Origin of the sequence: Thioalkalivibrio sp. ARh3 (assembly GCF_000377265.1) — a bacterium.
Taxonomy (GTDB): Bacteria; Pseudomonadota; Gammaproteobacteria; order Ectothiorhodospirales; family Ectothiorhodospiraceae; genus Thioalkalivibrio; species Thioalkalivibrio thiocyanoxidans.
This window is the reverse complement of record NZ_KB897948.1, coordinates 279,479-306,390: the sequence shown is the minus strand read 5'-3', so window position 1 is coordinate 306,390 and position 26,912 is coordinate 279,479. Positions and strand designations below refer to the sequence as shown.

Annotated in this window: 21 protein-coding genes and 1 tRNA gene; 6 read left to right on the top strand and 16 right to left on the bottom strand. The window is 65.8% G+C overall.

Features of this window, described 5'->3' with window-relative positions:
* Positions 1-61: 61 nt before the first annotated feature.
* Genes egtD through C995_RS0106230 form a run of 3 tightly spaced genes read left to right on the top strand, consistent with a single transcriptional unit; the run spans position 62 to position 3,096 of the window.
* Positions 62-1,087 carry an L-histidine N(alpha)-methyltransferase gene (gene egtD, locus C995_RS0106240; RefSeq protein ID WP_018864105.1) on the top strand — a complete coding sequence of 342 codons (1,026 nt, stop codon included), beginning with the start codon at positions 62-64 and terminating at the stop codon, positions 1,085-1,087.
* A complete protein-coding gene (locus C995_RS0106235; RefSeq protein ID WP_018864104.1) occupies positions 1,084-1,596 on the top strand; it encodes a histidine phosphatase family protein in 513 nt (170 codons plus the stop codon). The genes egtD and C995_RS0106235 overlap by 4 nt, the downstream gene beginning before the upstream one ends.
* Positions 1,597-3,096, top strand: coding sequence for an exopolyphosphatase (locus tag C995_RS0106230; RefSeq protein ID WP_018864103.1), 1,500 nt, complete (start codon positions 1,597-1,599; stop codon positions 3,094-3,096).
* Here C995_RS0106230 and ppk1 read toward each other — a convergent pair.
* The 4 genes from ppk1 to C995_RS0106210 all read right to left on the bottom strand — a co-directional run bounded on the left by ppk1 (position 3,089) and on the right by C995_RS0106210 (position 8,050).
* Positions 3,089-5,161 (bottom strand): polyphosphate kinase 1, encoded by a 2,073-nt coding sequence (gene ppk1, locus C995_RS0106225; RefSeq protein WP_018864102.1) that lies wholly within the window; start codon positions 5,159-5,161, stop codon positions 3,089-3,091. The two genes, C995_RS0106230 and ppk1, sit on opposite strands and share 8 nt — an antisense overlap.
* 76 nt (positions 5,162-5,237) lie before the next feature.
* On the bottom strand, positions 5,238-6,152 hold the full coding sequence (argF, locus tag C995_RS0106220) for an ornithine carbamoyltransferase (RefSeq protein ID WP_018864101.1): 915 nt from the start codon (positions 6,150-6,152) through the stop codon (positions 5,238-5,240).
* The gene (locus C995_RS0106215) at positions 6,149-7,345 is read right to left on the bottom strand and encodes an acetylornithine transaminase (protein WP_018864100.1); all 1,197 of its coding nucleotides are present in this window, start codon (positions 7,343-7,345) and stop codon (positions 6,149-6,151) included. The genes argF and C995_RS0106215 overlap by 4 nt, the downstream gene beginning before the upstream one ends.
* Before the next feature lie 123 nt (positions 7,346-7,468).
* Positions 7,469-8,050, bottom strand: a complete 582-nt coding sequence (locus C995_RS0106210; protein WP_018864099.1) for a superoxide dismutase — start codon at positions 8,048-8,050, stop codon at positions 7,469-7,471.
* Between the two features lie 157 nt (positions 8,051-8,207).
* On the opposite strand from C995_RS0106210, the gene C995_RS0106205 reads away from it, so the two are divergent.
* Both C995_RS0106205 and C995_RS0106200 read left to right on the top strand, forming a co-directional pair.
* The gene (locus C995_RS0106205) at positions 8,208-9,737 is read left to right on the top strand and encodes a DASS family sodium-coupled anion symporter (protein WP_018864098.1); all 1,530 of its coding nucleotides are present in this window, start codon (positions 8,208-8,210) and stop codon (positions 9,735-9,737) included.
* A 135-nt stretch (positions 9,738-9,872) separates the two neighbouring features.
* Positions 9,873-11,783, top strand: coding sequence for a methyl-accepting chemotaxis protein (locus tag C995_RS0106200; RefSeq protein ID WP_018864097.1), 1,911 nt, complete (start codon positions 9,873-9,875; stop codon positions 11,781-11,783).
* Positions 11,784-11,846: 63 nt separating this feature from the next.
* On the opposite strand, the gene C995_RS0106195 is transcribed toward C995_RS0106200, so the two are convergent.
* The 11 genes from C995_RS0106195 to C995_RS0106145 form a co-directional block, all read right to left on the bottom strand.
* On the bottom strand, positions 11,847-12,716 hold the full coding sequence (locus C995_RS0106195) for an amidohydrolase family protein (RefSeq protein WP_018864096.1): 870 nt from the start codon (positions 12,714-12,716) through the stop codon (positions 11,847-11,849).
* 91 nt (positions 12,717-12,807) lie between these two features.
* The gene (locus tag C995_RS0106190) at positions 12,808-13,251 is read right to left on the bottom strand and encodes a glutathione S-transferase N-terminal domain-containing protein (RefSeq protein ID WP_018864095.1); all 444 of its coding nucleotides are present in this window, start codon (positions 13,249-13,251) and stop codon (positions 12,808-12,810) included.
* A 61-nt stretch (positions 13,252-13,312) separates the two neighbouring features.
* Positions 13,313-13,879 (bottom strand): DsrE family protein, encoded by a 567-nt coding sequence (locus C995_RS0106185; RefSeq protein ID WP_018864094.1) that lies wholly within the window; start codon positions 13,877-13,879, stop codon positions 13,313-13,315.
* Positions 13,880-13,981: 102 nt separating this feature from the next.
* Positions 13,982-14,704: a phosphate signaling complex protein PhoU gene (gene phoU, locus C995_RS0106180; RefSeq protein ID WP_018864093.1), complete on the bottom strand. Its 723-nt coding sequence runs from the start codon at positions 14,702-14,704 to the stop codon at positions 13,982-13,984.
* A gap of 26 nt (positions 14,705-14,730) precedes the next feature.
* Positions 14,731-15,561, bottom strand: coding sequence for a phosphate ABC transporter ATP-binding protein PstB (gene pstB, locus C995_RS0106175; RefSeq protein ID WP_018139120.1), 831 nt, complete (start codon positions 15,559-15,561; stop codon positions 14,731-14,733).
* A 216-nt stretch (positions 15,562-15,777) separates the two neighbouring features.
* Entirely contained in the window at positions 15,778-17,445 is a 1,668-nt protein-coding gene (pstA, locus tag C995_RS0106170) for a phosphate ABC transporter permease PstA (protein WP_018864092.1), read from the bottom strand.
* Positions 17,446-17,455: 10 nt separating this feature from the next.
* Positions 17,456-19,726, bottom strand: a complete 2,271-nt coding sequence (locus tag C995_RS0106165; RefSeq protein ID WP_018864091.1) for an ABC transporter permease subunit — start codon at positions 19,724-19,726, stop codon at positions 17,456-17,458.
* Between the two features lie 208 nt (positions 19,727-19,934).
* Positions 19,935-20,909 (bottom strand): PstS family phosphate ABC transporter substrate-binding protein, encoded by a 975-nt coding sequence (locus tag C995_RS0106160; RefSeq protein WP_018864090.1) that lies wholly within the window; start codon positions 20,907-20,909, stop codon positions 19,935-19,937.
* Positions 20,910-21,032: 123 nt separating this feature from the next.
* Positions 21,033-22,355 (bottom strand): phosphate regulon sensor histidine kinase PhoR, encoded by a 1,323-nt coding sequence (phoR, locus tag C995_RS0106155; protein WP_018864089.1) that lies wholly within the window; start codon positions 22,353-22,355, stop codon positions 21,033-21,035.
* Positions 22,356-22,399: 44 nt separating this feature from the next.
* Entirely contained in the window at positions 22,400-23,089 is a 690-nt protein-coding gene (gene phoB, locus C995_RS0106150) for a phosphate regulon transcriptional regulator PhoB (RefSeq protein WP_018864088.1), read from the bottom strand.
* 112 nt (positions 23,090-23,201) lie between these two features.
* On the bottom strand, positions 23,202-24,005 hold the full coding sequence (locus tag C995_RS0106145) for an MBL fold metallo-hydrolase (RefSeq protein WP_018864087.1): 804 nt from the start codon (positions 24,003-24,005) through the stop codon (positions 23,202-23,204).
* A gap of 364 nt (positions 24,006-24,369) precedes the next feature.
* Between C995_RS0106145 and C995_RS0106140 the strand changes: the two genes are divergently transcribed.
* Positions 24,370-24,445: transfer RNA gene (locus C995_RS0106140), tRNA-Ala, on the top strand.
* Between the two features lie 40 nt (positions 24,446-24,485).
* Here C995_RS0106140 and C995_RS0106135 read toward each other — a convergent pair.
* Complete coding sequence (locus C995_RS0106135; RefSeq protein ID WP_026278980.1) at positions 24,486-26,903, bottom strand: EAL domain-containing protein; 2,418 nt, start codon at positions 26,901-26,903, stop codon at positions 24,486-24,488.
* Between the last annotated feature and the right edge of the window lie 9 nt (positions 26,904-26,912).

Sequence of the window (26,912 nt, the reverse complement as noted above, 5' to 3'; positions counted from 1 at the left end):
GGTTGGGAGGTCGGGAGTTTCATGGTAGCGTGCCGGGAACCCCGAAGCACGGATGGTGCCAATGAAGCCCGAGAGTCCCGCCATGCCGCTCCCGGAGCGCTATACCCGCCATGTGGTGCAGGTGCGCGACCCCCATGCGGAGCTGGTAGCGGACTTTCGTGAGGGCATGCTGGAGGCACCGCGCTGGCTACCTCCAAAGTACTTCTACGATGCCCGTGGCTCGCAGCTGTTCGATGCCATTTGCGACACACCGGAGTATTACCCCACTCGCCTGGAATCGGCCCTGCTGGAGTCCCGAGCGAGCGAGATCGTCGAGACCTCGGGTGCCCACACGCTGATCGAGCTTGGCAGCGGGACCTCGCGCAAGACCGAGTACCTGCTCGCGGCGCTGAACGAGCGGGTCGACGACCCGTATTACGTCGCCAACGATGTCTGTGGCGAGATCCTCGACGAGGCGGCCGAGCGCCTGCTGAAACGATTCCCCACGCTCGTGATCGAGGCCCTGTGTGGTGACTATCTCGCCGCACTTTCGGCCCTGTCCACGCTGGACCCCGGCCCGAGTGCCCCGCGCCTGTTCACCTTTCTCGGCGGCAGCCTGGGGAATTTCGAGGACACCGAGGCGATCGACTTGCTGTCGCAGATTCGCGTCGCCATGGGGCCGGAGGATCGGCTCCTGCTCGGGCTGGACCGGGTCAAGGCCACTCCCGTGATGGAGGCGGCCTACAACGACGCGGCCGGTGTGACGGCGGCGTTCAACCTGAACCTGCTGTCCGTCCTCAATCGCGAGCTGGGGGCCGACTTCGATCCCGACGGTTTCTACCATCGCGCGCCGTTCGTCGAGGCTCACTCCCGTATCGAGATGCACCTGGTCGCCGAGGGTGATCAGACCGTCCAGGTCTCCGAACCCGCGACGACCCTGCAGTTCGCCGACGGCGAGGCCATTCGCACCGAGATTTCGCGCAAGTTTACCCGCCCGATGGTCCAACAACTGTTGGCCGGTGCCGGATTGTCGCAGGTGGCGGAGTGGTCAGCCCCGGAGGAGGCGTACAGCCTGTTCCTGCTGGCGCCGGGGAGCGCGCAGGCGTGAGCCGGAGTCCGCGTCTCGTACTGGTCCGCCATGCCCAGGCGGGCGACGCGGGGGAGTGGGACGGGGCCGACCGGGACCGGCCGCTGAGCGAGGCCGGCCAGGTGAGCGCCCGGCGCATGGCGGCCGCGCTGACCCACTTGCTTCCCGGCCATCTGGAACTGCTGACCAGCCCCTACCTGCGCGCCCGTCAGACGGCGGCGCCCATCGCCGAGGCACTGGGCGTCCCGGTACGCCAGAAGAAATGGCTGGCACCCGGACAGGTGGCCGGTGTGGAACTGGAGGCCCTGGCGGCCCGCCTGCCGGCCGACGGCAGTCTGGTGGTGGTCGGCCATGAGCCGGACCTGTCCTCGCTGGCGGGGCGCCTGATGGGCTGTCCGTCGGGGGCTGCCGGGGTGCATATGGGCAAGGGTTCGGTCTGCGCCCTGGGAGGCGGTCTGCCCGGTCCGATGGAATTGCTCTGGCTGTTGCCCCGCCGGGTGCTGGAGGATCTCGCGGGAGAGCACGGGTAGATGGGCATGGAGGGGCAGGGCGAGACCGTCGCGGCGGTCGATCTGGGGTCCAACAGTTTCCACATGATCGTGGCCCGACGTCACGGCGGTGAGGTCCTGAAGATGGACCGCTTGAAGGAAACGGTACGACTGGCCAGCGGTCTGGATGCCCGCGGTCGCCTGGATGCGACGGTCGAACGCCGGGCGCTGGACTGCCTGGAGCGTTTCGGCCAGCGGCTGCGCCAGCTACGCCAGGGCAGTGTGCGTGTCGTGGGCACCAATACCCTGCGCCAGATGGCTGACAGTCACCGTTTTCTGGCCGCCGCGGAGCAGGCCCTGGGGCATCCGGTGGAGATCATCGCCGGGCGCGAGGAGGCGCGGCTGATCTATCTGGGGGTGGCTCATACGGTCGCCGATGACGCAGGGCGGCGACTGGTGATGGACATCGGCGGCGGCAGCACCGAATTCATCATTGGCGAGCGCTTCCAGCCCATGCTCGCCGAGAGCCTGGAAATGGGCTGTGTGACCTTCACCCGCAGGCACTTCGCCGACGGCCGCCTGACGCCCCGGGCGTTTGCCGCCGCCGAGCTGCATGCCGGCCAGGAGCTGCAGCCGATCGCCGCCACCTACCGCGAGGCCGGGTGGGATCAGGCACTGGGGGCTTCGGGGACCATTCTGGCGCTGGATCGTATCGTCCGCGAGACGGGTATCGACGAGGCACCGGGCATGACGCTGGAGGCGCTGCGTACCCTGCGCGAACGCATGGTCGAGGCTCGGCGCCTGAACAAACTGGAGCTGCCGGGGCTGGCCGACGACCGGGTGCCGGTGATCGCCGGCGGGCTGGCGGTGCTGATCGGGGCGTTCGAGGCGCTGGGGATCGAGCGGCTGTATCCCTCCGATGGTGCGTTGCGGGAGGGGGTGATCCACGATCTGCTGGGCCGTTTCCGGCACGAGGATGTACGTGGCCTGACGATTCACAACCTCCGACGACGCTTCGCCGTGGACGAGGCCCAGGCGGCGCGGGTACAGGCGATGGCCGCGCGCCTGCTGGGCGCGGTCCGGGCCCGCTGGGGCCTGGACGAGGCCGACGGCGAGCGACTGGACTGGGCGGCCGAGCTGCACGAGGTGGGGCTGGCGCTCGCGCACAGCAAGTACCACAAGCATGGTGAATACATCCTCAACTGGGCCGATCTGCCGGGTTTCTCGCAGCCCGAGCAGCACGAACTGGCGCTGCTGGTGCGCCTGCACCGGCGGGCCTTCAAACCGAAGCTGCTCAGTGACGTACGACAGGCCCGAGTCGAGCCGCTGCTGCGGCTGGCCAGTCTGTTGCGGCTGGCGGTGCTGCTGCATCGCTCGCGCGCACCGGAGCCCCCGCCGCTGGAGCGGATCGAGGCGCGCGAGCGCGGGCTGGTGCTGGGCTTTGCCGCGGGTTGGCTGGATGCGCACCCGCTGACGCGGGCGGATCTGGAGGAGGAGGCCGGGCAGTGGGCGCGCCACGACCTGGAGCTGGTCTTCAGCTAGCGAGCGTCTTGAGCAACTGCTGCTGCGCGGAATGGGGAGGCTCGTCCGCCGGTGGTTCAACCCGCCGGTAGCTTCCGTCGGCCTGCAGGGCCCACGCGCTGGTGGTATCCCGCAGGTAGTTGAACAGCGACTCCTCGGCGACGCGGTCGCGCATCGCGGGATCGCGGATCGGAAAGGCGACCTCGACCCGGCGAAAGAAGTTGCGGGGCATCCAGTCCGCGCTGGACAGATACACCTCGGGCTCGCCCCCGTTCTCGAAATAGAACACCCGCGAGTGCTCCAGAAAGCGGCCGAGGACCGAGCGCACCTCGATGTTCTCGGAGATCTCCGGCACGCCCGGGCGCAGGCTGCAGATGCCGCGCACGATCAGTTGAATTTTCACGCCGGCCTGGGAGGCGCGATAAAGCGCCTGGATGATGCCGGCCTCGTTCAGCGAGTTCATGCGCGCGACGATCCGCGCCGGACGGCCTTCGCGCGCGTTATCGGCCTCGCGCTCGATCTTCTCGCACATCGCGTCGTGCAGGCGGAAGGGTGCCTGGATCAGCTCGCGCAGGCGCTCCACCTTGCCCAGGCCCGTGAGCTGCTGAAACACGCGATGCACGTCCTCGGTGAGGACCGGATCCGCCGTCAGCAGGCCGTAGTCCGTATAGGCCTTGGCGGTGCCCGAGTGGTAGTTGCCCGTGCCCAGGTGGGCGTAGCGCACGAGCCTGTCGCCGTTACGGCGCACCACCAGGGCGAGCTTTGCGTGGGTCTTGTAGCCGACCACGCCATAGGTTACATGCACGCCCGCATCCTGCATGCGGTTGGCCAGTTCGATATTGTCCGCCTCGTCAAAGCGGGCGCGCAGCTCGATCACGACGGTCACTTCCTTGCCCGACTGCGCGGCCTCGATCAGGGTCTCCACCAGCGGCGATTGGGTCCCCGTGCGATAAAGCGTCTGCTTGATTGCCAGCACGCGCGGGTCGCTGGCGGCCTGGCGCAGCAAATCCACCACCGGCATGAACGACTGGTAGGGGTGGTGCAGCAGCAGGTCCTGCTCGCGGATGGACGCGAAGATGCTTTCGCCGCTGGCGTCCGTGCGCGGCAGGGCGGGGATGAACGGAGGAAACTTGAGATCGGGCCGGTCGACCAGGTCGTACACCGCCATCATGCGGTTGAGGTTAACCAGGCCGGTGACCTGGTAGAGGTCGTCCGCCTCCAGACGGAACTCCTGCAGCAGGAACTGCGCCACTTCCCCCGGGCAGTTGTCCGCGACCTCCAGGCGGACAGCGGCGCCGTAGTTGCGGCTCGGCAGTTCGCCCTCCAGTGCGTTCAGGAGGTCGTCGATCTCCTCCTCCTGCACGAACAGGTCGGAGTTGCGCGTCAGCCGGAACTGGTAGCAGCCGGTGACCTTCATGCCCTTGAACAGCTCGCCGACGTGGGCGTGCAGGATGGACGACAGCAGCACGAAATCGGAATCGCCGCTGGCCACCTCGCGTGGCAGGGGTACCAGACGCGGGAGTGAACGCGGCGCCTGCACCACCGCGCGCCCGGACTCCCGTCCGAATGCGTCCTTGCCCTTGAGCGTGACGATGAAGTTCAGGCTCTTGTTCAGGATGCGCGGGAACGGGTGTGCGGGATCGAGCCCGATCGGGCTCAGGACCGGCTGTAGCTGCTCGTGGAAGAACTGGCGTACCCAGGCTCTTTGTTCGTCGCTCCAGTGCGAGCGCCGCACGAAATGGATGCCTTCCTCCGCCAGTGCCGGGATCAGTTCGTCGTTGAGCGTGCGGTACTGATCATCGACCAGGGCGTGAGCACGGGGGGCGATCTGGCGCAGCTGTTCCGCCGCGGAAAGGCCGTCCGGTCCGGGTGTCTGGACGTTCAGGTCGATCTGCTGACGCAGCGACCCCACGCGAACCTCGAAGAACTCGTCGAGGTTGGTGGAGGAGATGCTCAGGTAGCGCAACCGCTCCAGTAGCGGGAAACCCGGGTCGCGCGCCAGTTCCAGCACGCGCCGGTTGAACTCCAGCAGTGAAAGCTCGCGGTTGAGGAAGAGATCGGTATCGGTCACGTCGGCATCCGGCACGAACGACTCCGGCCAGAGTGGGGAGCCGGAGTCTTTGCGGACATTATGTCAGTTCCGTGACCGGTCCGGCTCTGGATCAGGTGCCGCGGGTCAGCAGGAATTCCATCAGGGCCTTCTGCGCATGCAGGCGGTTCTCCGCCTCGTCCCAGACCACGCTTTGCGGGCCTTCGAGGACCTCGGTGGAGACCTCTTCCTCGCGGTGCGCGGGCAGACAGTGCATGAACAGGGCGTCGTCGTTGGCCAGACGCATCAGGTCGGCGTCCACGAAGAACCCGGCAAAGGCGCGGCGGCGCGCACTCTTTTCCTGTTCCTGCCCCATGCTCGCCCAGACGTCGGTGACCACGAGGTCGGCACCCTCGGCCGCCGCGCGCGCATCGCGGGTGAGTTCGAAGTGGTCGCGCGTGGCCTCCACGACGTCCTCTTCCGGGTCGTAGCCCTCGGGACAGGCCGCTACCAGCTGAAAGTCCAGCAGGTGCGCGGCATACATGTAGCTGTGGCACATGTTGTTGCCATCGCCAATCCAGGCGACACGCTTGCCCCGGATATCGCCCCGGTGTTCCAGATAGGTCTGCAGGTCGGCCAGCAGCTGGGCGGGGTGTTCCCGGTCGGTCAGGCCATTGATCACGGGGACCGAGGAGTTCTGGGCGAACAGCTCGATCTTCTCGTGTTCGTAGGTGCGGATCATCACGCAGTCCACCATGCGCGAGAGTACGCGGGCCGTGTCCTCGATCGGCTCGCCGCGGCCCAGCTGCGTGTCGCGCGGGGACAGGAACAGGGCATTGCCGCCCAGCTGCTGCATGCCGACCTCGAACGAGACGCGTGTGCGGGTCGAGGACTTCTCGAAGATCATCCCCAGCGTCTTGCCACGCAGAATGTCGTCGTGGTGCTCGCCCGCGTGGGTCTGGCGCTTCAGTTCGACGGCCCTTTCGAGCAGGGTGCGCGTCTCGTCTGCGGACAGGTCGCGGAACGACAGGTAATGGCGGGGCTTCATGCCTGGGCCTCCCGGGATTGTTCGGACGCGAGCAGGGTGTCGACCAGATCGGCCACGGTGCTGGCGATCTGGTCGACCTGGGCGTCGTCCACGATCAACGGCGGCAGCAGCCGGATCACCCGCTGTGCGGTCACGTTGAGGATCAGCCCTGCGTCGAGGGCGGCCTGAACCAGTGCCCCGGCCGGGCGATCCAGCTCGACGCCAATCATCAGACCGCGGCCACGTACGGCGACGACCCCGGGCTTGCCCTCGAGGCGGTCGGCCAGGCGCCGGCGCAGGATCTCGCCCTGCCGCCCGGCCTCCTCGCACAGCCCCTCGTCCTGCATCACGTCCAGTACGGCCAGGGCCGCACGGCAGACCAGCGGATTGCCGCCGAAGGTGGTGCCGTGGGTGCCCGGGGTAAACAGCTCGCGGGCACGCCCGGCCACCAGGTTGGCCCCGATCGGGATGCCGTTGCCCAGTCCCTTGGCGAGCGACACTACGTCCGGCGTGATGCCCTCGTGCTGGAAGGCAAACCAGTGGCCGGTGCGCCCAATCCCCGCCTGGATCTCGTCCAGCATCAGCAGCCAGTCGTGCTGATCGGCCAGTTCGCGCAGGCGCTTCAGATATCCGGGTGGGGGTACGTGGATGCCGCCTTCACCGGTGATGGGCTCGACCAGGATCGCGACCACGTCCGGGTCGCTGCCCAGGGCCTCGACGGCCTCGGCGTCACCATGGGGTACGTGCACGAACCCCTCGACCAGGGGCTCGAAGCCGGCATGGATCTTCTCGTTGCCGGTGGCCGACAGCGTCGCGAGCGTGCGTCCGTGGAAGCTGCCGTGCATCACGATGACCTTGGGGTTCTCGATGCCGCGGCGGCGGGCATGCAGTCGGGCCAGCTTGATCGCCGCCTCGTTGGCCTCGGCGCCGGAGTTGCAGAAAAAGGCCTGGTCCATCTGTGCGAGTGCGCACAGACGGCGGGCCAGCTGTTCCTGCAAGGGGATGCGGAACAGGTTCGAGGTATGTACCAGCGTCTGAGCCTGATCGCAGATCGCATGCGCCACTTTCGGGTGGGCGTGCCCAAGGCCGCAGACCGCGATGCCGGACAGGGCATCAAGGTAGCGTTTCCCCTCGGTATCCCAGAGCCAGACGCCTTCCCCCCGTTCGAAGGCGACAGGAAGCCGATTGTAGGTATTCTGCAGGACGTCAATCATTTGCAAGCTTCTCCCTGGGGATGCACGGATCAGTGTTTCCCCTAAATGCAGAAGCCGGCGCCCGAGTCGCCGGCTTCTGCCCGAGGCGCCGCATTGGGGCGGCACCGATCGCGTTTGAGCGACTTATTTCATCTGCTGGGCGACGAAATCCCAGTTGACGACGGTCCAGAAATTTTCCAGGTACTTGGGACGCGCGTTGCGGTAGTCGATGTAGTAGGCATGCTCCCAGACATCGCAGGTCAGCAGCGGGGTCTTGCCATCACGCATCGGGTTGCCTGCATTGGAGGTGTTCACGATTTCGACCGAGCCATCATCATTCTGCACGAGCCAGGTCCAGCCGGAGCCGAAATTGCCGACCGCGGCCTCGTTGAACTTCTCCTTGAAGGCATCAAACGAGCCAAAGGCACTGTTGATCGCGTCCGCAAGCTTGCCGGTGGGTTCCCCGCCACCATTCGGACCCATGCAGTTGAAGTAGAACGTATGGTTCCAGACCTGGGCACCGTTGTTGAAGATGCCGCCGGCCGGTGCCTTTTTGATGATCTCTTCGAGCGAGGCATTTTCGAATTCGGAGCCCGGCAGGAGGCCGTTCAGCTTCGTTACGTAGGTCGCGTGGTGCTTGTCGTGGTGGTATTCCAGCGTCTCGGCGGAGATGTGCGGCTCCAGCGCGTTCTTGGCATAGGGCAGATCGGGCAGTTCGTAGGCCATGAAAGACTCCTTGTAAGAAAACATGCGAGACTGCGGCTGGCCGACCATCGATGGCCGAGCCAGTGAACCCGTCAACGATAGTCACGTTGTCCGGGGGATGCAATGTCCGATGGCGCGGCTTGGTTTTCGTTCGATGGAATCGTGAAGGAGCAAGGGTATGCCCGCGCACGATGCGGATCGACAATCCAGTGCCGATCCCCCGGAGTCTGGTACGAACGCCTCTCGCAGTGCCTACCGCTGGCGCGGGCGCGTGGGGTTGTTCCTAGGCCCGCTCCTGATGCTGGCGTTCCTGCTGTTTCCGCCTCCGGAGGGCATCGGGCGCGAGGCCTGGTGGGTGCTGGGCCTGACCCTGTTCATGGCCACCTGGTGGATCAGCGAGGCCCTGCCCCTGCCCGTTACGGCGCTGCTGCCGATTGCCCTGTTGCCACTGCTGGGCGTGGTGCCCATGGACGCGGCGACCGCACCCTATGCCAATCCCATCATCTTCCTGTTCATGGGGGGCTTTGCGATCGCGCTGGCGGTGCAGCGCTGGGGGCTCCACCAGCGCATTGCGCTCGCGATCGTCAGCCGGGCGGGGGACCGCCTGCATCTCCTCGTGGGGGCCTTCATGCTGGCCACCGCGGGCTTGTCGATGTGGGTCAGCAATACGGCGACCGCCGCGCTGATGCTGCCGATTGCCCTGTCCGTTCTGGCGCTGATGGATCGGGATACGCAGATCGCGGGAGGCCGGGGCGGCCCCGAGTCGCGCCGGCCCGCGCTCGCACTACTGCTGGGGATCGCCTTTGCCGCCAATATCGGGGGCATGGCGACGATTATTGGCTCTCCGCCGAATGCACTGACTGCAGCCTATCTGGGCGACCGGCATGGCATCGAGATCGGCTTCATGCAGTGGATGATGCTGGGCCTGCCCCTCGCCACCCTGTTGCTGCTGCTGGCCTGGTGGCTGCTGACGCGCTGGGTCTTCCCGGTACATCGCGTGCGCCTGCAAGGGTTGCAGGCGATGATGGACCGGCAGCGTGCCGAGATCGGGGCATGGTCCCGAGCCGAGTACCGGGTCGCGGGGGTCTTCCTGCTGGTGGCGCTGGCGTGGCTGTCGCGGCCGTTCCTGGAGGGCGTCCTGCCGGTCCACCTGACCGATGCCGGCATTGCGATCCTGGGGGCCGGGTTGTTGTTCCTGCTGCCCTCGGGTGCGGCGGATCAGCGCCGGCTCCTGGCCTGGGACAACACGCGCGAGCTCCCCTGGGGGGTCCTGCTGCTGGTCGGGGGTGGGCTCAGCCTGGGCTCGGCCATCGAGGCGAGCGGTCTGGCGGAACTGGCCGCAGAGGGGCTAGCCGCCGCTCAGGCGTGGCCGCTGGTCCTGATTATCTCCGGGGTCGTGGTGATAACCATGCTGTTGTCGCATGTCACGAGCAATACGGCGACTGCCGCGACGCTGTTGCCGCTGGTGGTCGCGCTGGCCATGCGCATGGACATCCCGGTCGTGCTCCTCGCGATACCCGTCGCTTTTGCCGCTTCCGTGGCCTTCATGCTGCCAGTTGCCACCCCGCCCAATGCGATCGTGTTCGCCAGCAACCGCCTGCGGGTGCTGGACATGGTGCGTGGAGGAGCGCTGCTGTCGCTGGTGGCGATTGTCCTGATCACGCTTGCTGTCTATGCCTTCGCCGAGTTCGTCCTGATGCGCGGGTAGGGTGCCCCGCTCGGGCGCTTGGCTTTCTGTGATCTCCCTCAAGCTTTAAGCTTCGCGGCCGCTACTGTCTGTGAATTGCCGCAGCAAGGATGCCGCGCGTCTGCAAAGCCTTAACCTGGGGGAGAATCGTCAATTATGTTCGACAACATCCGAATCGGTGTCCGGTTGATGGTCGGGATCATCGCGGTGGTACTGCTGGCCGTGATCCTGACACTCGTCGTCGTGATGAACAGTCTTGGCACCATGGCCGATCGCGCCGAACAGCGCGAGCTGAGCGATCTGGCCGCGCAGCTCGTCGGGCGGCTGGACCAGGAGTCCGCTCGTGCGACCGCGATGGCGGAGACCGTGGCGAAGATCCCTGACGTGCAGGAGGCCATGGGGGCGGGGGATCGCGAGCGTCTGGCCGAGATGGTCGTGCCCAGTTTCGACTCGCTCAGCGAGCACTATGGCGTGGCTCAGTATCAGTTCCACACCCCGCCGGCGACCTCGTTCCTGCGCGTTCACTCCCCCGACAATTACGGGGATGACCTGTCGGACTTCCGGCAGACCGTGGTCGACACGAACGACAAGCGCACCGCGATCTCGGGGCTGGAAGAAGGCGTGGCGGGTCTCGGGATCCGCGGGGTTGTGCCGATCGAACACAATGGTGAACACGTCGGCTCCGTGGAATTCGGGCTGTCGTTTGGCGACAGCTTCTTTGAGGAATTCACCGACGAAACGGATTCGCCGGTCGCCCTCTACCTGCGTGATGGTCGTTCGTTCAGCCGTTTCGGCGGCACCATCAGCGGTGACTCCACCTTCAGCGATGCCGAGATGCGCGAGGTCATGGAGGGCGAGGAACTTGTGCGCAACGTGACCTATGAAGGCACCCCGATGGCCGTAGTCGGCCGCCCCGTGACGGACTTCTCCGGTGATGTGGTCGGCGTGCTCGAGGTCATGGTGGACCGCAGTGCCTATGTGGCCATGGCGCGCAACGCGACTGGGACCGTGGTCGCGGTCGGAGTCGTTGCTGTGGCCCTCGGCGCGCTCCTGGCCTGGTTGCTGACCCGCAGCATCGTGCGTCCGTTGAATCGCACGGTGGTCCGCCTGAACGATATCGCGGGTGGCGGCGGTGACCTGACCCGCAAGCTGGAGGTCTCCGGGCGCAACGAGCTTGGAGAACTGGCGGAGGCGTTCAACAACTTCGTCGAACAGATTCGCGGTCTGGTGGCGAGTGTCGCGGCCGGGGGCGACCAGGTCGCCGCCGCGGCGAACGAGCTGTCCGCGACCAGCGAGGAGACCAACGAGCAGGTCCGCCGCCAGAAGTCCGAAATCGACCAGGTGGCGACGGCGATGAACGAGATGACGGCCACGGTGCAGGAAGTGGCCCGAAATGCGGCGGATGCCGCCGCCGCGGCGCAGAACACCGACCAGGACGCCAGCGAGGGCCAGCAGGTCGTGCAGCGGACCGTGGCCGCGATCAACACCCTGTCGCAGCAGGTCGATGGTGCTGCCGAGGTGGTGAGCCGCCTGTCTCAGGATGCCGAGGAGATCAACAAGGTCCTGGAAGTGATCGGCGATATCGCCGACCAGACCAACCTGCTGGCGCTGAACGCGGCTATCGAGGCGGCGCGTGCGGGCGAACAGGGCCGCGGTTTCGCAGTGGTCGCCGACGAGGTCCGGACCCTGGCCAGCCGCACGCAGGACTCCACCCACGAGATCCAGCAGATGATCGAGCGTGTGCAAAGCGGCACCCGCGAGGCGGTGCAGGCGATGGAAGACGGCCGTTCCAAGGCGCACCAGAGCGTGGAGCAGGTCAACCTGGCGGGCGAATCGCTGACCGCGATCACCCAGTCGGTCACGCGCATCAGCGACATGAACACGCAGATCGCCAGTGCCGCCGAGGAGCAGTCGACGGTGGCCGAGGAGATCAACCGCAACGTCGCCAACGTGACCGAGGTGCTGGATCAGACCGCGGCTGGATCGGAACAGATCCGCAATGCCTCGGAGGAGCTGTCCAAGCTGGCCTCCGAGCAGCAGCAGCGGGTGGGGCAGTTCAAGGTGTAAGCCCCGAGCCAGTTGATGCCAAGCCCGGGTCCGGAGACGGTCCCGGGCTTTTTTGTGGCCGGCTTACTGGCTCTCGGTGGGCGGAAACAGGCGCTCGCCGTTCTCCCGGGCGATCATGCGCTGAACGTTCGCGGGTAGCTGCTCGAGCCAGGCCCGGGTGCTGTCCTTCAGCACCGTGAAGTGTTCCCAGCGGGCCAGGCTGAAGGTGTCGTTGCCGATCAGGAAACGATCCGGATAGTCGAGGAACAGTTCGAACCAGTCGTGGTCGATGATGCCGCCCGGGTTGATGCGCGGATTGCGCATGGAGACATCCATGACCATGTGCGGGTGCCGTTCCAGGTAATCACGAATGAGAGGGGGGTAGGCATAGGAACCGGCGTGCGCCCAGAGGATGCGTACCTCGGGCTGGATGGCGTAGGCATGGTCGATCACGGCCGGGTCGCCATGGATCACGATCCATAGATCGCGCTCGACCGCCAGGTCCAGCAGGTCCTCGAAGCCGCGCGCAAAACGGTCGTCGGCCTGGATGTGCAATTCCCCGATCCCGCGCCACTGGACGCGGCTTCGGTCGAGTATGGTCTCGACCTGTTCCCGCAGGCCGTCCTCGTACATCCAGTCCATCTTGCGTCCCAGGCGCTGGGAGATCTCGAGAAACGGGACGATGCGCGTATTGGCCTTTGGCTCCAGCGCCTCGATCAATTGCGAGCGCGGGGCCATCACGATCGCGGACTGGATCGAGTTCTCCTCCAGCGTGCGTGCGACGGACTCCGGCGGGAACTGTTCCATCTGTCGGTCGCGATAGTGCAGATGGGCATCGAACAGGGGGTCGAGCGTCTGGGCGGCGGCGCCTCCCACCAGTGAGCCCAGCAGCAGGGCAGTCGCTGGCAGAATAAAAATGCGAAGCAGTCTTCGAGGGCGATTCAGGGCGGCCATCCAGCGGATTCCTTGGGTACGGGAACCCCCATCTTATACCGCTGTGTGGCGGCAGGCCTTTAGGCGCTGGCCCGTTTTTCGGACGTCACCGTCAGGTGCGGGAGTCCCCGGATACCGCGGCGTCCCCGGAGCTCCCGTCCTGGCGGTTCGGGTCGAAGCGCTCGCGCAGGTATTCGCCGATCGCGTCCGACTCGTACAGCCAGCGCACTTCACCGTCCGGTTCCTCGATCCGCAGGCAGGGCACCTGCAGCTTGCCGCCCTCGGTCTGCAGCTCCTCGCGGTGAGGACCGGCTGCCTGGGCGTTGCGCAGTTCGATATTCAGTGACAGCCGCTGCATCGTGCGGCGTGCCCGGATGCAGAACGGGCAGGCCGGGAAATGGTAAAGCGCGAGGTGGCGCGTCTGTTCATCAACGCGGGCCTGGTCGGCAGGGTCGCGCTCGATGCCGCGCGGGCGCGAAAGGCGCTCGCCAATCAGCATGAACGGGGTGAGGATCAGGCGTACGCCGCGGAAAAACCATCGGATCAGAAATCGCATGCGCAAAAGGATGCCACAAGCCGCCTGGCGGGTGACAGAGCCCGCATCGGGCGTGCGCGTCTCAGGGCTGGCCGAAGTCGAACTCCCAGGGGTCTTCGGCAGGGGCGTCCAGCAGCGACGGGCGCAGACGGATCACGGTGTAGCCTGACGCCTCCAGGTCATCCAGCCGGTCCGGTGCGGCCGTGGCTACCTCGACATGCTCGGGGAAGGCATCGGCTTCGAGATCGCGCCACCCCGCGAACGTGCCGCAGACCACGACGTTGACGCCGTCGTCCATCACGAGCGATTCGATTTCGGCGTGGAGCGAGCCATGCGCCGCGGCCTCGGCGCGGGTCAGGGTGAACTGCTCGGCCCCGTGAGTGACGACCGCGATCGGGAGTTCCGGCGCGCGCTCGCGCAGCACCCGGATATTCGCGTGAATCTCGGGCAACAGGGCACTCAGCGCCGCGCGGTCGTTCTCGACGATCTCGAACGCGACCCCATCGGGGAGATCGTCCTGCTCGAGTAACGCCTCGACCTCGGCAGAGGGCGAGGCTTCTTCCGGTTCATCCGCACCGGCCAGACTGCCGAACGCCGTCAGCAGGATCAGGCCGGTCAGGGCCAACAACATCGGGATGAAACGCGGCATTGGGTATCAGGGGCCAGGGCATGGGTGTGCTTGACCCTATTTTGGGCCCGATTGCCGGGTCGTTGTCCACTCGCGCGCCGTTCCGGGATGCCGGAACTCTTGTTAGTGGCGATCCCCCGTGGCCTCGGCCGCCATCTGGTCGTAGCTGGTGTGCCGGACGTTCTTGCCCTTCGCGAAATACACCACGTACTCGCAGATGTTCCGCGCGCGGTCGCCGATCCGCTCCAGCGATCGGGTCGCCCAGACGATGTCCATCAGACGTGGCACCGCATCGGGGGAGGCGGTCATCTGTTTCATCAGCTTGTGCGTGATGGCCTCGTAGAGGCTGTCGATCTGGATGTCCTGCTGTGCGACCCGCACCGCCTGCTCGGTGTCCATGCGCGCGAACGCATCGAGCACGCCGCGCGTCATCTCACGCACGAGCTGGCCCATCTTCGCGATCTCGTCCATCGGTGCCTCGCGGCGGTCGGAGTCCAGCAGTTGCAGACCCATGCGGCCCACACGCTCGGCCTCGTCGCCCATGCGTTCCAGGTCGGTGATGGTCTTGATCACCGCGATCACCAGGCGCAGGTCGGAGGCCGTGGGCTGGCGACGGGCGAGGATGTGGGTGCATTCCTCGTCGATCTCGACCTCGAGCGCGTTGACCTTGTAGTCGGAGGTCATCACGGTTTCCGCCAGCGCGGTGTCACCCTCGACCATCGCGGTCACCGCATCGCCGAGCTGCTGCTCGACCAGGCCGCCCATGGTCATCACCTTCTTGATGATGTCCTCCAGCTCGGCATTGAACTGCTGGGAGATGTGCTGCTTGAAAAAGCTCTTGTCCATGATCCGGACTCCTGATCCGAAATGGCCTAACCGAAGCGGCCGGTGATGTAGTCCTCGGTCTGCTTCTTGGCAGGCGAGGTGAACAGGGTGTCGGTGTCGGCGTATTCGATCAGTTCGCCCATATACATGAAGGCGGTGTAGTCGGACACGCGCGCGGCCTGCTGCATGTTGTGGGTGACGATGACCAGCGTGTAGTCCTTCTTCAGCTCGATCATCAACTCCTCGATCTTCAGCGTGGCCAGCGGGTCCAGCGCGGAGCAGGGCTCGTCCAGCAGCAGGACCTCGGGGTCGATCGCGATGGCGCGCGCGATCACCAGGCGCTGCTGCTGGCCGCCGGACAGGCCAAAGGCGTTCTCGTGCAGGCGATCCTTCACCTCGTCCCACAGCGCGGCACGCTTGAGCGACTTTTCCACCACCTCGTCCAGGCGTCGGCGATTCTTCACGCCCTGCAGGCGCAGGCCGTAGGCGACGTTCTCGTAGATGGACTTCGGGAACGGGTTGGGCTTCTGGAACACCATGCCGACGCGGCGGCGCAGCTCCGGCACGTCCACGGCCTTTTCGTAGATGTCGTCGCCGTCGAGCCGGATCGTCCCCTCGATGCGGGCGGCATCGATCAGGTCGTTCATGCGGTTGAAGCAGCGCAGGAAAGTGGACTTCCCGCAGCCGGAGGGGCCAATGAACGCGGTGATCCGGTTTTTCGGGATCTGGATGTCGATGCCCTTCAGGGCCTGGTCCTCGCCGTAGAACAGCTTCAGGTCCTCGGCGGTCAGGCAGATCTCCTCGCTGGAGAGCCGCAGGCCGCGGTCGGGTCGGTCGCCTTGCGTCACGTTGACGGCGTGGGTAGCGGTGTCACTCATCTCGGGTACTCCATGGGGAACAGGGTTCGACGCATCCCGTCCTCGCGATGGTGCGGAAAAGCACCGTCATCGCGAGCGCCGCAGGCGCGTGGCGATCTCCGTGGTCGGCCCCGGCGCGACCCCGGGCAGGCGTCGGGGTTGCGGCGGGAGGTTGCCGCGGCCCCTTCGGGGCCTCGCAATGACGGTGTTTGCGGGAGGCGTTGTGCATCGGGCCACTCAATCGCTGTCGGCGCGGTACTTCTCGCGCAGGTAGTTGCGGATCGAGATCGCGGTCAGGTTGAGCACGATGATCAGCATCACCAGCACCAGGGCGGTCGCGTAGACCAGCGGGCGTCCGGCCTCGACGTTCGGGCTCTGGAAGCCGACGTCGAAGATGTGGAAGCCCAGGTGCATGAACGCGCGGTCCAGGTGCAGATAGGGGAAGTTGCCGTCCAGCGGCAGGGTCGGGGCCAGCTTGACCACGCCCACCAGCATCAGCGGGGCCACTTCGCCGGCGGCGCGGGCGACTGCGAGGATCAGACCGGTCATCATCGCCGGGGCCGACAGCGGCACGATCAGCCGCCACAGGGTCTCGGCCTTGGTCGCGCCCAGCGCGAGCGAGCCGTGACGGATGCTGGCGCCGATCCGGGTCAGGCCTTCTTCGGTGGAGACGATCACCACCGGCAGGGTCAGCAGTGCGAGCGTCAGCGAGGCCCAGATGATCGCGGGCGAGCCGAAGGTCGGCGAGGGCAGGGCATCGCGGAAGAAGATCTGGTCGATGTTGCCGCCGATCAGGTAGACGAAGAACCCCAGGCCGAACACCCCGAACACGATCGACGGCACCCCGGCGAGGTTGTTGACCGAGATACGGATGGTGCGCACCAGCGGGCCCTGCTTCGCGTATTCGCGCAGGTAGATCGCGGCGAGCACGCCGAACGGGGTTACGACGATGGACATCAGGATGACCATCAGCACGGTGCCGAAGATCGCGGGCAGGATGCCGCCCTCGGTGTTGGCCTCGCGCGGGTAGCCGGTCATGAAATCCCAGAAGGCGACGACATAGTGGCGCAGCTTGGCCGGCACGCTCATGTCGTTCGGCCACCAGGCGTTCACGATGCGCGACAGCGGGATCGTCGCGTGTTGCCCGTCGGCGGTCTCCAGCACGATCGCAAAGCGGGCCAGTTCGTCACGCAGGGCGTTGCGCTCGGCCTCCAGTTCGGCGTAGCGGGCGTCCAGCTCCGCGCGCTCGGCATCCAGTTCCTCCCGGCGCTGGTCGCGCTCCTCGGGCGACAGGTCGGTGGCCCGCTCGACACCACGCTGGGCGATGCGCAGGCGCTCGAGCTCGAAATTGACTCGGCCGATCTCGATGCGCTCGATGTGCTGGATCTGCTGGACCAGTTCCCGGGTCTTCGGCATGCGTTCCTCGAACGCGGTGCGCGCCTCGCGACCCTCGGCGACCGTCTCGCCGTCCTCCTGGTATTCGCGGATGTAGCCGTAGAAGTCGCCCCATTGCAGGCGCTCGAGCACCGCTACATCGCGCGGGCGCTCCCACTCGGACATGAAGTCGTTCAGGTACCACTGGAAGTCGCGGCTGTCGAGGTCGCGGTTGCCGCGCTTGATCAGGTGGCGGACCACGATGTCCTGGCCTTCGGGGACGTCGAAGCCGGCATCGCGCATGGCCTGGGCGGTCATCGTCTCGGATCGCTGCAGCTCGCCCATGATGCGCCGCGGTTCGGCGTCCTGCTCGGTCTGGTATTCGAACTCGATGACCTCGGAGGGCCAGAAGAACGACAGACCGTTCACGGCGATCATCAGGATCAGGCCGAACACCATCACCAGCGAGGCAGCGACCGCTCCGGCATTCAGCCAGATCCACGGGGTGCCGGATTTGAACCAACGATTCATCGGGTATGCCTCAAAGGGAGCTGTATTTCTGGCGCAGGCGCTGGCGCACGATCTCGGCGACCGTGTTCACCGCAAAGGTCAGCGCGAACAGGACCAGGGCCGCCAGGAACAGAATGCGGAAGTGACTGCTGCCGACCGCGGCCTCCGGCATCTCCACCGCGATGTTCGCGGAGAGCGTGCGCATGCCCTCGAAGATGTTGAAGTTGACCACCGGCGAGTTGCCCGTCGCCATCAGCACGATCATGGTCTCGCCCACTGCGCGGCCGAAGCCGATCATCACTGCGGAGAAGATCCCGGGGCTGGCGGTCAGTAGCACCACGCGCACCACCGTTTGCCAGGGGGTGGCGCCCAGGGCCAGCGAGCCCTGGGTCAGGTGCTTGGGCACATTGAAGACCGCGTCCTCGGAGATCGAGTAGATGGTCGGGATTACGGCGAAGCCCATTGCGATGCCGATTACGAGCGCGTTGCGCTGGTCGTAGGTGATGCCCTGGTCGGTCAGCCACTGGCGGGCATCGCCACCGAACATCCAGACCTCGATCAGCGGGCTCATGGAGACCGAGAACCAGCCGATCGCCAGGATCACCGGGATCAGGATCGCGGCCTCCCAGCCGGCGGGCACGAGATTGCGCAGATTCTCGGGCAGCACGCGGGTCCACAGGAACGCGGCGACCAGCATGCCCAGCGGCATCAGGATCAGGATGCTGGCGATCGCCGGCAGGTTGGCCTCGATGAACGGGGCCAGCCACAGCCCGGCCAGGAAGCCGAGGATGACCGTCGGGAGCGCCTCCATCAGTTCGATCGAGGGCTTGGTGAGGCTGCGCATGCGCCGCGACATGAAATACGCGCTGTAGATCGCCCCCATAATGGCCAGTGGGGTGGCGAACAGCATCGCGTAGAAGGCGGCCTTGATGGTGCCGATGGTTAGCGGTACCAGCGAGAATTTCGGCTCGAACTCGTCGGTCGCCGAGGACGACTGCCAGACGTAGTCCGTTCCGGAACGGCCCTCGTACCAGACCTTCTGCCACAGCACGTGGAAGGAGACCTCCGGGTGCGGGTTGGACAGCTCCTGCAGGTGCCAGGTCTCATGGTCGTCGATGCCGATCAGCAGGCGGTTGCGCGGGTCGACATAGACCCGGTGTAGCGGCTGGTCGGTGATCTGGCGCTCGATCAGGGTGCGCTGCGAGGTGGAATAGTGGATCTTGACCTCGCCGCGGTCGTCGGCGGTCAGGAATCCCTTGCGGATGTATTCCGGCTGGATGTTGCGGATCGGACCGGCATGCGACGGGAAATCGCGGACGCGGGTGATGCGGTTTACGTTGTCGTCGTCGCGCACCAGCATGTACTGCGTGACCGTCCCGTCGGACCCACCGACGATGATGGATACCGTGCCCAGCAGGTATTCCAGCGAGGTCACCTCGGCCGCGTCGCCGCCGATCACACGCTTGCTGTCGACCAGGCTGGCGCGGGCGGGGTTGTTGATGTCGAAGAAGTGGAGCTGTCCCTGATCGTCGCCAACCAGCATGTGGCGGCCGGTGATGTCCAGCAGGATGCGGGTCGGCGTGGCGCCGTCGGGCAGCGAGGGTAGATCGTAGGCGGAGCGTCGGACCTCGGTCTCGCCTGTCATCATCGAGGTGCGTTTCTCGAACCGCACCAGCTTGAGATTGCCATCTTCCGTCGCAGCGGCGACGCGTATGCCGCTGGAGCCGCGCTGTATGCCGACCACCGAGATCGCGCGGCCGTCGTCGTCCACGTCCAGCAGCGCAGAATCCTCGTCGCCCAGCGGATATACCAGGCCCGGGTCGTACAGGCGTCCGTCAGGGCTGAAACGCTCGTTGTACTCGTACTCGATGGCGAGTACCTGGCCGTTGTCCAGGCCCGCGGCCACCAGGCGCGTGCGTGGCTCGGCGGCGCTGAAGCTGGTGACCTGCGCATCCTCGGGGATCGGCAGTGACTGTTCTTTCACGATCTCGCCGCTGTAGGGGCGGAAGAAGAGGGCGCGTCGATCCTCGGTAAGTCGTATCGCCATCTCGCGATGACGGTTCACTGCCAGATGGATCGTTTGTGTGTCGGCGCCGCCGGGAGCCGCGTATTCCGTGCGCGGCTCCAGGGTCGCCCCCTGGAACATGGGCAGTGTCTCGCTGGCGAGATACACGAACATCAGGGTCAGGGCACCGATCACGGCCACACCGAAAAAACCGATGGTGTAGCGGACGGTGCGGTCCTTCGCGCGGCGCCAGCGCTGGAAGCGGCCGAGCGTCGTGGTGGCGGTGAGGCTGGACATTCAAGGTCCCCTGATGCGGCAGGTGTAGGGTGGAACTGGCCGGCATGCTACGGCCGCTTCGTGACAGAAACGTGACAGCCATGTGACGGACCGTTGAACGCTGTATTGCGGGTCGAGCAGGCGGACTGCATGAGGCGGACACAAGAAAACCGGGCCCCGCGAGGGACCCGGTTCGGGCCATCCGTAGATGGCCGGCCCGCCACCTGGATTATTCCAGGCCGAGGTTCTTGCGCTCGCGTTCGGCCACGGCCGCCGGCAGCGGGATGAAGCCGTCACGCACCACGACTTCCTGGCCTTCCTTCGACAGCACCATGCGCAGGAACTCGGCCGCGCGCGGGGTCAGGCCGTCTTCCGGGTGCTTGTTCACCATTACGTACAGGAAGCGGGCCAGCGGGTAGTCGCCGGTGGAGGCGTTTTCGGCGTTCGGCTCGTAGTACTCGCCCTCGTTCTCGCCCAGCGGGACGGCGCGCACACCGGAGGTCATGTAGCCGATGCCGGAGTAGCCAATGCCGTTCAGTGACTCGGAGACACCCTGGACCACCGAGGCGGAACCGGGCTGTTCGTTGACCGCATCCTTGAAGTCACCGTCGCACAGGGCGTGCTGTCGGAAGAAGCCATAGGTGCCGGAGACGGCATTACGGCTGTACAGCGTGATGTCGCGATTCGCCCAGGCGCCGTCCAGGCCGAGCTGGCCCCAGCGCGTGATGTCCTCGGCGCCACCGCAGCGGCGGGTGGAGGAGAAGATCGCGTCGGTCTGCTCGATCGTCAGACCCTCGATCGGGTTGTCGCGGTTCACGTACACGGCGATGGTGTCGATCGCGACCGGAACAGCCGTCATTTCGTAGCCATGGCGCTGTTCGAACTCGGCGTGTTCGCTGTCACGCGGCATGCGCGACATCGGTCCGAAGTCGGCGGTGCCTTCGGTCAGGGCCGGCGGCGCGGTCGAGGTGCCGGCGCCCTGGATCTGGACGTTGATGTTCGGGTAGAAGTTCTGGAACTCCTCGGCCCACAGCGTCATCAGGTTGTTCAAGGTGTCAGAGCCGATGCTCGACAGGTTGCCGGAGATACCGGAGACCGCCTCGTAGGCCGGGATGTCGGCATCGACTTCGGCGGAGGCGGTAAACGGCGTAACGGCCATTGCGGTGGCGGTGGCCAGGGCCAGAATGCTGCGCTTCAACAACATGGGAATCTCCCCTTGAATGGAATTCTTGCAAGGACGCTTCAAGCGACCTTGGAGGGGGATTATGCGGAGCCGCGTTGACGCTCCTGTGACGGAGACATGACAACCGTGTGACATCGCAGGGCGTCAGTTTTTGGCAAACTCGGTGGGCTTAGTGCGGGTGATCGAGAGGGGGAACAGGCAGGTGAAGCGCGTGCCGCGACCGACCTGGCTGTCGATCTCCAAGTGTCCGCCGTGGCGGGCGAGCACGTGCTTGACGATGGCCAGTCCGAGCCCGGTCCCGCCGCGGCGCTGGTCGCGTCCGGCATCCACCCGATAGAAGCGTTCGGTCAGGCGGTGCAGGTGGTGACGGGCGATCCCCGGTCCCTCGTCGATCACGCTGAGGCGTACCCCGTCCGCGTCGGATTGCCAGCGGACCTCGATGCGGGTGCCTGGCGGGGTGTACTTGACCGCATTGAACAACAGATTGGCGAACGCCGAGCGCAGCTCGTTCTCCGCACCGCGCAGCTCGAGCCCGGTCTGTGCGTGGATCTCGATACGATGGCGCTGTTCGCCGGAGAGGAGTTCCGCTTCGCCTTTCAGCGTATCCAGCATGGCCCCGACGTCGACCCATTGTGGCGGGCCCTGCGGGCTGCCGGTCTCCAGGCGGGAGAGGGTCAGCAGGTCGTCGACCAGCAGCTTCATGCGTTCGGACTGTTCGCGCAGCAGCTCGACCGAGCGCGCCTTGTCCGGCTGGTCGGCCAGCTCGTCCTCCAGCGTCTCGACAACGCCGTAAAGTACGGTCAGCGGCGTGCGCAGCTCGTGCGAAACATTCGCAATGAAGTCGCGCCGCATCACTTCCAGCCGGTGCAGGTGGGTGGTGTCCCGTGCCAGCAGTAGATATTGCGCATCGCCATAGGGCACCAGGCGGAACTCCAGCTGCTGGTCGTCGTACATCGGGGAGGGCGTGGTCACGCTGCCCGGCGTGGTGCGCGCGCGCTCCATGAATGTGATGAATGCCGGGTTGCGCAGCAGGTGGGTGATACGCTGGCCCTCGTCCTCCGGCCAGTTCAGGCCCAGCAGCTGGGTGGCCATCTCGTTCAGCCATTCGATGCGCAGATCGTCATTCAGGACCACGACCGCATCGGGCATCGCCCGTGCCGAGTCGCGATAGCGCTCGAGATACTGGCGCAGCCGGTGCACCCGGTGTTCGTGGCGCCGGCGGCGGCGGTAGAGATGGTCGAAGGCCAGCCCCCAAAGCCCGCGCACATCGGGTGGTTCGCTGCGCCCGCCCTGTCGCAGCCAGCGTTCCAGCAGCAACAGGTGCGAGAGGTTCCAGAACAGCGCCGCCCCCAACAGGAACGCAATCGTGGCCCAGAACTGCCCCATGCTCCAGCCGAGCAGTGCGATCGGGACACCGACCAGCAGGGTTCCCGCGATGACACCGGGCCAGGGGTTGCGTGATTGCATCGGACGACCGAGTGGGTGATTGAAGGTCGCGGCGTCGGCCGCGGTCAGGGTGTCTGCGAGAAACGGTACCCCGATCCGCGTACGGTTTGCACGAGGTGGTCGTGCCCGGTCAGCGCCAGTGACTTGCGCAGGCGCCGGATATGCACGTCCACGGTGCGTTCCTCGACATACACATTGGTGCCCCAGACCTGATCGAGCAACTGGCCGCGGGTAAATACGCGGTCCTGGTGGGTCATGAAGAAGTGCAGGAGATTGTATTCGGTCGGGCCCATCGCCAAGGGCTCGCCATTGCCGCTGACGCGGTGCGAGACCGGGTCCAGGCGCAGACCCTCGACCTCCACCGGTTCTTCGCTGGTGATCGGTGCGGTACGCCGTAGCACGGCCTTTATACGGGCAACCAGTTCGCGCGGCGAGAACGGTTTGGTCACGTAGTCGTCGGCACCCACATCCAGCCCGCGCACGCGGTCTTCTTCTTCGCCGCGGGCGGTCAGCATGATGATCGGGATGTCCTTGGTGAGCGGGCTGGCCTTTAGCGTGCGCGCCCAATCGAGGCCGCTGGTGTCCGGCAGCATCCAGTCGAGCAGGATCAGATCGGGGGAATCTTCCAGCAGCAGGGCCTTGGCAGTGCGCACGTCGCCCGCCTCGCGCACCGCGTACCCGGCCTTGTGCAGCGGCAGCTGGAGCATTTCGCGGATTGCGGTGTCATCCTCGACCAGCAGTATCTTTACAGCCATGACCCATTCCCGAGTTCAGGATGCCCTGCATTAGATAACAGGGATGTTACAGCCGTGTGACGGTGAGGGAACGGGAATGGCCGGATGCAGGCCGGGCGTTGCGGCTGAGAGCCTATCCGACCTTGAGGGCCCGGTTCTGGGCATGCAGTTCGAACCGCTCGCTGCCTTCCAGCAGCACCATCCGGCTCGCATGCCGCGACTGCTGGAGCTGCCGGCGGATGGCGGATTCATGGCCGGGTTTCAGGTGTGTGATGGCGATCCGTGGCTGGTGATGGAGCGCCTCCAGGTCGTCCGCAAGACGATGCGGGGTGTAATGCTTGGCCAGATCGGCCATGCCGTCCATTTCGTCCGGCAGCCCGGACTCGATCATCAGCAAGTCCAGGTAGGGCAGGGTGTTCAAGGCCTCCCACAGGGCCCCGGAAGACGAGGTGTCCCCGGTGAACGCGAAGCCCATGCCGTCGTTGTGCATCACGCCGTACCCCACGGCGGGCACCGTATGCAGCGCAGGCAGGATATGAATCTCGCGTGATCCGATCATCACCTGCTGCCCCGGCTGAATCGCCTGAAACTGCAGCAGGGGCCGCTCGGGTGACGGGAGACAGGTGAAGTCGGGCCAGATCACCCAGTTGAACACATGGTCGCGAAGGGCCTTCAGTGTGGCAGGCAGCGCATGAACCTGGATCGGGGGAGCATCCGGCGAGTACACCATGTCCGCGAGCATCGGCAGAAAGCCGATGTGGTCGAGGTGCGAATGGGTCAGAAATATGTGACGGACTTGTTCGAGTTCACCCAGAGTCAGGTCGCCGACCCCACTGCCGGCATCGATCAGGATATCCTCGTCGATCAGGATCGATGTCGTGCGGCGGTTGGGTCCGATGCCACCGCTAGCGCCCAGGATGCGGACAGACAGGCTCATGCGGGGTCAACCTGCAATTGGAGAACAAGTGTGTTTCGGCAGGCCATGCGACACGGGCGCCTCCCTGAGGATGCGGCGGCTACGACGGATTTCCGACGTACTTCTAACATGCGTTAACACTAGATCAAGTCTAATCGGGTCTGACGTGATGCGCACCACGAAAATACCACCCATGCCCCGAGAAACGAATGAAAAACTTGGCCGGGTTCGCGTTTTCTAGCCGGGTGCGTCCGTCAACGGGTCCGTGTCATGGCTTCGGCGGCAGGACGCCTCTCTGCATCGAGCAAGGCGGCGGAATGGCAGGCGAAGACCCTCGCCGGTCTTCCCGTGCCCGCGCGGACTTGCTAGAATGCGCGCCTTGAATGGGGCGGTAGCTCAGCTGGGAGAGCGTCGCGTTCGCAATGCGAAGGTCGGGAGTTCGATCCTCCTCCGCTCCACCACATTCCCGGAAAAGGCCTGCAAACGCAGGCCTTTTTTGTTTCAGCTGCCGGCTCGGCGGCCCACCGACGGACTGTCGGGCTGGACCAGTTCGCCCAGCAGTTCGGGAGGCATTGGGGGGCTGCTCAAGTAGCCCTGCCAGGCATCGCAGCCCTGCGAAGCCAGAAAGCTGCGCTGAGCCTCGGTCTCGACGCCTTCCGCCAGCACGTCCAGGCCAAGATTGTGAGCCATGCTGATGATCGCCGTGGCCAGTTCGGCGTCGTTGTGATTCTCCGGCAGGTCGCGCACGAAGGTTCGGTCGATCTTCAGGATGTCGATCGCGAATTCCTTCAGGTAGGCGAGCGACGAATAGCCCGTGCCGAAGTCGTCGATCGCCAGCGACACCCCAAGTGACTTGAGGTGCTGGAGTGTGCCCCGAGTCCTCTCGGCCTGGCGCATCAGCGTGCTCTCGGTGATCTCGAGTGTCAGACGGCGCGGTTCGAGCCCCGCATCGCGCAGGACCTGGCGAATCCGGCGGGGCAGATGGGGCTCGGTGATCTGATGCCCGGAAAGGTTTACCGAGACGTCCAGTGCCGGGTATCCCGCCCGATCCCACTCGATGACCTGCCGGCAGGCCTGTGCGAGTACAAAGTCGCCGACGGCGCCGATCAGGCCGGTCTCCTCCGCCACCGGGATGAATACATCGGGGGTAATCAGGCCCTGTTCCGGATCGCGCCAGCGCACCAGGGCCTCGACGCCGGTGATGCGGCCGGTGGCCATCTGAACCTGTGGCTGATAGAAGACCTCGAGCTCGTTTTGGGCCAGGGCCCGCCGCAGGCGGTTCTCGATCTCCAGACGCCGGTTCGCGGCCTCGGTCATCGAGTAGCTGTAGAAGCGGAAGGTGTTGCGGCCGGCATCCTTTGCCTCGTACATCGCTGCATCGGCCTGGGTTATCAATTCGCCGGGAGCCTCCGCGTGGTCGGGGAACAGCGAGATCCCGATGCTGGCCCCGACCTGGAGATCGCGCCAGCCACCGATCGCAAACGACTCCGCGACCAGCTCCAGCAGCTCGCGGGCCCGCGACTCGATGCCCGGTCGATCCCGTACGTCGTCCAGCACAACGATGAATTCGTCACCCCCGATACGCGCGACCGTTTGGGCCTGGAAGCGCTCCTTCAGGCGATCCCCCAGGATCTGCAGCAGCTCGTCTCCGACTGCATGGCCGAGGCTGTCATTGATGTTCTTGAAGCGGTCGAGATCCATGAACAGCACGGCGACACGCCCACTGCTTTGACGGGCCGCAGCCATGGCCGCATCCAGCCGCTGCTGCAGCAGCACACGGTTGGGCAGGCCCGTCAGAGGGTCATGTTCGGCCTGGTAGGCCAGTCGTGCCTCGTGGGCACGCAGGCGTGTTTCGACCTCGCGCCGTTGTTCGACCTCCGCGGTCAGGCGGGTGTTGATCCGTCGGTAGTACATGATGGCAGCTGCTGTCAGCAGCAGGAGTGCCGACAGGAATGCCAGCGGGATCTCCGGGTGGGTATCCCACAAGGCCGACAAGTCCAGCACGAAGGCCGAGTCGTAAGGGGGCAGTCCAAGGGTTTCGAACAGGTGATGGACCGGGGCATAGGATAGTGGCGCCGACCAGCCGTGGTAGCCCCCCTCCTGTGCCGCGGGGTGATCCATCGGCAGGCTCATCAGGGCGATGGAGACCGCTTCGGCGATTGCGTCCGGTGTGCCGTCCAGACGCGAGAACGGCCATTCGGGATACAGGCGCGTACTGTGCGCCAGTGGGAAGTCGGCGGTCTCACGCGGCTGCAGCACTCGCAGTGCACCGTGCGGGATTTCGCGGGCTTCCAGCAGTGACTCCAGCAGGCCGGTGCGTACCATCCCGGCATCCGCCTCGCCGGCGAGCAGGGCATCGATCACCCGGCGGTGCGGCATTCCGGTGAAGGTTACCGATTCCAGATCCTCGAACGGGTCGATGCCGGCGCGATGGAGCTCGTAATGGCCGGCCTGCCAGCCCCCCAGCGAGTCCTGGTCCACCGCGAGCAGCCGCTGGCCGCGCAGGTCGGACAGGGTCTGCAGGTCCTCGCGTTCGGCGGGCACCAGCAGGACGCCGCCAAACTCGCGCACCGGCTGCCCATATGCGTGTTCGATCAGGGTCGCGAGCCGGGTCACGCCCAGTTCGGCCTCCAGACGAACATAGTGCCCGGTGTTGGTCAGAACGAAGTCCAGTTCGCCCTCGGTGACGGCCCGATTCAGGTCGGGATAGTCGAGCACATGGAGGCGGAATTGGGCCTCGGAGATCGTCTCGGTCAGATAGTCGGCCGTGGGCTGCCAGCGCGCCGCAGTGGCATCGTGATCCTCGAAAGCCAGCACCCCGATGGTGTAAGTGGGGGGCTCCTCGCTTGCCGCGACGAACACCGGCGCGGCTCCGAACAGAAGCGCAAGCAGCAGGAAAAGGGACCGAGGCCGTGACATGACAAGAGC

What these genes read in the sequence shown, in the direction of transcription:
- egtD (WP_018864105.1), top strand. Translation starts at nt 62, where the DNA reads ATGAAGCCCGAGAGTCCCGCCATGCCGCTCCCGGAGCGCTATACCCGC.
- C995_RS0106230 (WP_018864103.1), top strand. Translation starts at nt 1,597, where the DNA reads ATGGGCATGGAGGGGCAGGGCGAGACCGTCGCGGCGGTCGATCTGGGG.
- argF (WP_018864101.1), bottom strand. Translation starts at nt 6,152, where the DNA reads ATGAAGCCCCGCCATTACCTGTCGTTCCGCGACCTGTCCGCAGACGAG.
- C995_RS0106215 (WP_018864100.1), bottom strand. Translation starts at nt 7,345, where the DNA reads ATGATTGACGTCCTGCAGAATACCTACAATCGGCTTCCTGTCGCCTTC.
- C995_RS0106210 (WP_018864099.1), bottom strand. Translation starts at nt 8,050, where the DNA reads ATGGCCTACGAACTGCCCGATCTGCCCTATGCCAAGAACGCGCTGGAG.
- C995_RS0106205 (WP_018864098.1), top strand. Translation starts at nt 8,208, where the DNA reads ATGCCCGCGCACGATGCGGATCGACAATCCAGTGCCGATCCCCCGGAG.
- C995_RS0106200 (WP_018864097.1), top strand. Translation starts at nt 9,873, where the DNA reads ATGTTCGACAACATCCGAATCGGTGTCCGGTTGATGGTCGGGATCATC.
- C995_RS0106195 (WP_018864096.1), bottom strand. Translation starts at nt 12,716, where the DNA reads ATGGCCGCCCTGAATCGCCCTCGAAGACTGCTTCGCATTTTTATTCTG.
- C995_RS0106190 (WP_018864095.1), bottom strand. Translation starts at nt 13,251, where the DNA reads ATGCGATTTCTGATCCGATGGTTTTTCCGCGGCGTACGCCTGATCCTC.
- C995_RS0106185 (WP_018864094.1), bottom strand. Translation starts at nt 13,879, where the DNA reads ATGCCGCGTTTCATCCCGATGTTGTTGGCCCTGACCGGCCTGATCCTG.
- phoU (WP_018864093.1), bottom strand. Translation starts at nt 14,704, where the DNA reads ATGGACAAGAGCTTTTTCAAGCAGCACATCTCCCAGCAGTTCAATGCC.
- pstB (WP_018139120.1), bottom strand. Translation starts at nt 15,561, where the DNA reads ATGAGTGACACCGCTACCCACGCCGTCAACGTGACGCAAGGCGACCGA.
- pstA (WP_018864092.1), bottom strand. Translation starts at nt 17,445, where the DNA reads ATGAATCGTTGGTTCAAATCCGGCACCCCGTGGATCTGGCTGAATGCC.
- C995_RS0106165 (WP_018864091.1), bottom strand. Translation starts at nt 19,726, where the DNA reads ATGTCCAGCCTCACCGCCACCACGACGCTCGGCCGCTTCCAGCGCTGG.
- C995_RS0106160 (WP_018864090.1), bottom strand. Translation starts at nt 20,909, where the DNA reads ATGTTGTTGAAGCGCAGCATTCTGGCCCTGGCCACCGCCACCGCAATG.
- phoR (WP_018864089.1), bottom strand. Translation starts at nt 22,355, where the DNA reads ATGCAATCACGCAACCCCTGGCCCGGTGTCATCGCGGGAACCCTGCTG.
- phoB (WP_018864088.1), bottom strand. Translation starts at nt 23,089, where the DNA reads ATGGCTGTAAAGATACTGCTGGTCGAGGATGACACCGCAATCCGCGAA.
- C995_RS0106145 (WP_018864087.1), bottom strand. Translation starts at nt 24,005, where the DNA reads ATGAGCCTGTCTGTCCGCATCCTGGGCGCTAGCGGTGGCATCGGACCC.
- C995_RS0106135 (WP_026278980.1), bottom strand. Translation starts at nt 26,903, where the DNA reads ATGTCACGGCCTCGGTCCCTTTTCCTGCTGCTTGCGCTTCTGTTCGGA.